The organism is Mesorhizobium sp. M7A.F.Ca.CA.004.06.1.1 (genome assembly GCF_003999135.1).
Taxonomy (GTDB): Bacteria; Pseudomonadota; Alphaproteobacteria; order Rhizobiales; family Rhizobiaceae; genus Mesorhizobium.
In genome coordinates this window covers 1-4,923 of record NZ_RZPQ01000442.1, presented here as the reverse complement: position 1 = coordinate 4,923, position 4,923 = coordinate 1, and the positions used below count along the sequence as shown (strand labels likewise).

Annotated in this window: 4 protein-coding genes and 2 pseudogenes; all 6 read left to right on the top strand. The window is 63.2% G+C overall.

The window, feature by feature from the left end:
• Positions 1 to 136, top strand: a pseudogene (locus tag EN906_RS38420) (nucleoside-diphosphate-sugar epimerase); the annotation flags it as partial.
• Positions 133 to 1,206, top strand: coding sequence for an NAD-dependent epimerase/dehydratase family protein (locus EN906_RS22890; RefSeq protein ID WP_127270571.1), 1,074 nt, complete (start codon positions 133 to 135; stop codon positions 1,204 to 1,206). The pseudogene EN906_RS38420 and the gene EN906_RS22890, both read left to right, overlap by 4 nt.
• Entirely contained in the window at positions 1,203 to 2,495 is a 1,293-nt protein-coding gene (locus EN906_RS22885) for a TIGR04295 family B12-binding domain-containing radical SAM protein (RefSeq protein WP_127270573.1), read from the top strand. Before EN906_RS22890 ends, EN906_RS22885 begins: the two co-directional genes overlap by 4 nt.
• A complete protein-coding gene (locus EN906_RS22880) occupies positions 2,480 to 3,580 on the top strand; it encodes a glycosyltransferase family 4 protein (RefSeq protein WP_127270575.1) in 1,101 nt (366 codons plus the stop codon). The genes EN906_RS22885 and EN906_RS22880 overlap by 16 nt, the downstream gene beginning before the upstream one ends.
• 2 nt (positions 3,581 to 3,582) lie before the next feature.
• Complete coding sequence (locus EN906_RS22875; RefSeq protein ID WP_127268453.1) at positions 3,583 to 4,713, top strand: glycosyltransferase; 1,131 nt, start codon at positions 3,583 to 3,585, stop codon at positions 4,711 to 4,713.
• Positions 4,710 to 4,923, top strand: a pseudogene (locus tag EN906_RS22870) (hypothetical protein); the annotation flags it as partial. The gene EN906_RS22875 and the pseudogene EN906_RS22870, both read left to right, overlap by 4 nt.

Genomic DNA, 4,923 nt, shown 5'->3' with positions numbered 1-4,923 from the left:
GTTGCTCGGTTTCGAGCCGGTGCGGCAATTGGAGAATTCGCTCGGCGAGTTCGTTTCCTGGGTGCGTAACACGTCCGCCGTCGACCGCGGCGCCGACATGAAGCGCGAGCTCGAAGAACGCGGGTTGGTCTCATGAACACACGCAATCGACGCGACGCGCCGGTCGCCATCATCGGCGGCAGCGGCTTCATAGGATCGAACCTCGCCGACAGCCTGTTGTCGGATGGCGAGCCGGTACTGGTGATCGACAATCTCAGCCGTCCGGGCGTCGAGCAGAACCTTGAATGGCTGGCGCAAAAACACGGCGGTCGCCTCACGGTGGAGACGATCGACGTGCGGGACGCCAACGCCCTGGCGCCGGCTCTGATGAGTTCAAAGGCGATCTTCCATCTGGCCGCGCAAACCGCCGTCACCACAAGCCTGGTCCAGCCAGGCGAGGATTTCGACATCAACCTTCGGGGAACGTTCAACGTTCTGGAGGCGGCGCGACTGAGCGGTGAGCTTATCCCGGTGATCTTCGCCAGCACCAACAAAGTCTATGGCAGCCTGCCCGACGTCGCGGTCCGCGAGGACGGCGATCACTATGTGCCTTGCGACAGCGTCATCCAGGCGCACGGCATCGATGAGGCTCGGGGCCTGGACTTCTGCACGCCCTACGGTTGCTCCAAAGGCGCGGCGGATCAGTATGTGCTCGACTATGCCAAATCCTACGGCATGCCGACGGCGGTGCTGCGGATGAGCTGCATCTATGGACCGCGCCAGTTCGGAACCGAGGACCAGGGCTGGGTCGCACACTTCCTGCTCAGCGCGCTGACGGGACGCCCAATCACCATTTACGGCGACGGCAGGCAAGTGCGCGATATCCTGCATGTCTCCGATGCCGTCGCCGCCTACAGGGCCGTGCTCGATCGCATCGAGACCACCAAAGGCCAGGCATTCAATCTTGGCGGCGGCCCGGAAAATGCGGTCAGCCTGCGCAGGCTGTTGAGCGAGATCCGTAGCCTGACCGGCCATGAGCTTTCAATCCGCCACGATGGGGAACGCACGGGCGACCAGCCCTTCTTCGTCGCCGACACCCGCAAGATCAAAACCGCGCTTGGCTGGATGGCCCATGTTTCATGGCGCGAAGGCGTCCGCGACCTCGCCGACTGGCTGCAGCGCCATCGGCTCGAGCCTCGCCCTGAAGCCGTGAGGTACGTCGCATGAAAATCGCTTTGGTAAACCCATTCTGGACCTACGACGACAGCATCTATTTCGGCTGCCGCCAACCACATCTGCCGCTGGAACTCGGCTATTCGAAGGCCCTGCTCGAAGCCGCCGGACATGAGGTGCTGATGCTGGATGGGCAGTTGCAGAGGCTCGATAATTCCGGTCTCTGCGAGCGGGTGGCTGATTTCGCCCCGGCTATGACCGTCGTCAGTACCGCCCCGACCTATCTGTTCTGGCGCTGCGCACCGCCGGAATTGCGTGTGCCGGCCGATTTCCTCAACCGTCTCGCCGGGCGCGGTGGACGCACGGTCGCGGTCGGGCCGCACGGCTCGGCGACGCCGGCGCCGACCTTGCGCAAGCTCGGCGTCGACATCGTCGTGAGCGGCGAATGTGAAGAAGTCGTCGAGCAGCTTGCCCGGCGCGATGATTGGAGCGCCGTGCCCTCAACCGCTTATCTGCGGGATGCCAAGGTGGTTTCGAACGGAGGCGTCCACGCCAGCTCGTTTGTCGATCATCCGCCACTCGAATGGCCAGCGGACTGGATCGCAGCCCATTCGCACCACCATCACAGGTTCGATGACAATCAGGTGGGGTTCGGTGCGGAAGTCGAGGCATCGCGCGGCTGTCCCTATAACTGCAGTTTCTGCGCCAAGATCGATTTCCGTGATGCCTATCGCCGTCGAAACCATGAAGCGGTGGTGGCGGAGATCGATCGGCTGATTGCCCAAGGTGTCGGCTACATCTACTTCATCGACGAGATCTTCCTGCCGCAAAAAGCGTTGCTGGAAGCCTTGGTCGATCGCGACGTGAAATTCGGCGTACAGACCCGCATCGATCTGTGGAAGCCCGAACTGCTGGAATTGCTGGGCGCCGCGGGCTGCGTCTCGATCGAGGCCGGCCTCGAAAGCCTGACCGTCGAAGGTCGGGCAATGCTGGCCAAGCGCTGCCGGCTGGGTACCGAGGAACTCGCCGCGCTGCTCGTCGATGCCAGACGTCACGTTCCATTCGTTCAGGCCAATCTGATCGGCGTGGTCGAGGATGATCCCGCCCTGGTCGAGCACTGGCGAACCCACCTGATCGACCACGGCGTATGGGCCAACGAACCTGTGCCGCTTTACCCGTATCCGAGTTCGCCCAGCTACCGCGAGCTTTGGGGCGAACCCGACGACCTTGCCTGGGAACGCGCCCATGACCACTACCTCGCATCTTTCCAGAAATTCAGTGACATCCAGGAGAGGCGGCCGCGACCGCTGGCGGAACTGGAGGCGACATGTTGCGGACACTGACGCCGCGCTCGCGGCGCATCCTGATGACCGTCGATGCCGTGGGCGGCGTATGGCGCTATGCCCTTGATCTGGCACGGGAACTTGTGAACGGCGGCGACAGTGTGGTGCTTGCCGGCCTCGGTCCACAACCGTCGAGGCAGCAGGCTGCGGAGGCGGAGGCTTTCACGACGCTGATCTGGTTGAGTACGCCGCCGGATTGGATGACCCGCAACGGCGGCGACCTCGACGCGCTGCCGCGGGAATTGCTTGCGCCCATGCGCGACCACGCCATCGACCTTGTTCATTTCAACGCACCAACGCAGGCGGCGGGATTCGATGCGCCGTGCCCAGCCGTGGTGGTCTCGCATTCCTGCGTGACGACATGGTTCCACGCCGTCAGGAAACAGGCAGTGGATGGCGCATGGGCCTGGCAGAAGGAGCGCAACAGGCGCGGCTTGGATCGGGCCGACGCTGTTATCGTGCCGAGCCGCAGCCATGCCGACATGCTTGAGACCTGCTATGGCCCGATCGCGCGTCTCAGTGTGGTCGGAAATAGTGCCAGTCCGGTGCCGAAGACCGAAAAGCGCCAACCGCTCGTCTTCGCCGCTGCCCGCTGGTGGGACGAGGGCAAGAATGCGGCGGTGATCGACCAGGCCGCGTCGCTGACGCAATGGCCCGTTTTTGCCGCCGGTTCGATGCACGGTCCCAACGGCGGGCGTACCAGCTTCAGCTATGCTGTTCCTCTGGGAGCACTGCCGTCTCACGAGGTGCGCTCCTTGATGGCGCGCGCCGGCATTTTCGTGTCGCCATCAATCTATGAGCCATTCGGTCTGGCCGCGCTGGAAGCTGCCATGTCGGCGACGCCCTTGGTGCTTTCCGACATCGCAACCTATCGCGAACTATGGGACGGGGCCGCGATGTTCTTTCACGCGCGCAATCCCCACGACCTCGCTGCCTGCCTCAATCGTCTCTCCAGCGATGTCGAACTCAGGCGGGAGCTCGGCCAGGCAGCCCTGCGACGAAGCCGCCGGTTTACACTGGCCAGGCAAGCGGCGGCCATGCGAGGCATCTACGACAAGGCGGCCCTGGCCATGGCGGGGCGCTGACCATGCGCTTTCTGTTCTACACCCACTCGGTCGTTTCCGACTGGAACCACGGCAATGCCCATTTCCTGCGCGGTATCATGCGGGAACTGGTCGCGCGCCGGCACCAGGCGGTCGCGCTGGAGCCGTCCGACGGCTGGAGCCGTTCGAACCTGCTGGCTGAGAAGGGATCCTTCGCCATCGAACGCTTCCGCAAGGATTTCCCAGAACTGATGCCGGTGACCTACGATGTCGGGTTCGATCACGAGGCCTGGATCGCTGAGGCCGACGTTGTGATCGTTCATGAGTGGACGGATCCGAAGCTTGTCGCACGTATCGGCCGTGCCCGGGCCGCTGGCGGCAACTTCATCCTTCTGTTTCATGACACCCACCACCGGGCGGTATCGGCGACCGAGGCAATCTCGGCGCTGCGGTTGGAGCACTATGACGGCGTTCTCGCCTTTGGCGAGGCCTTGCGCGAGAGCTATTTGCGCGCCGGCTGGGGCAAGCGCGTCTTCACCTGGCATGAAGCTGCGGACGATCGCCTGTTCAAGCCGCACCCGGAGATCCACCCCACGTCCGATCTGGTCTGGATTGGAAACTGGGGCGACGATGAACGAACCGCCGAACTCAAGGAGTTTCTAATCGAGCCGGTACACGATCTCGGTCTCGAGGCCACCGTGCACGGCGTACGCTACCCCAAGCCCGCACTTGCGGATCTGGCCACCGCCGGACTGCGCTATGACGGATGGATCGCCAATGCCGACGTGCCGAAGGCGTTCGCCGCGCATCGTGTCACCGTCCACATCCCGCGGCGCCCCTATCGTGAGGGTTTGCCTGGAATTCCGACGATCCGCATGTTCGAGGCACTCGCCTGCGGCATTCCGCTGATTTCAGCACCATGGTCCGATGTCGAGCAGCTGTTCAGGCCCGGCGTCGACTTCCTGTTCGCCCACAATGGCTCGCAAATGCGGCAACACCTGCGGGCGGTGTTGGCCGATGCGGATTTCGCGGCTTCCCTGGTGACTTCGGGTCTCGAGACCATCCGCTCGCGGCACACCTGCCAGCACCGCGTCGACGAGTTGTTCGGCGTGCTCACGGAATGCACAACCGAACATACCATCAACAAGACCACCGCAAAGGAAGCCGCCGCATGAAGATGGCATTCTATGGATCGAGCCTTTTGTCGTCCTACTGGAACGGTGCCGCGACCTACTATCGCGGCTTGCTGAAGGCGCTTGCCCAATTGGGCTACGAAATCACCTTCTATGAGCCCGACGTCTACGACCGGCAGAAGAACCGCGACATCGAGGCCCCTGACTGGTGCACAGTGGTCGTTTATGAAGCGACCCAGCACGCGTTGATGC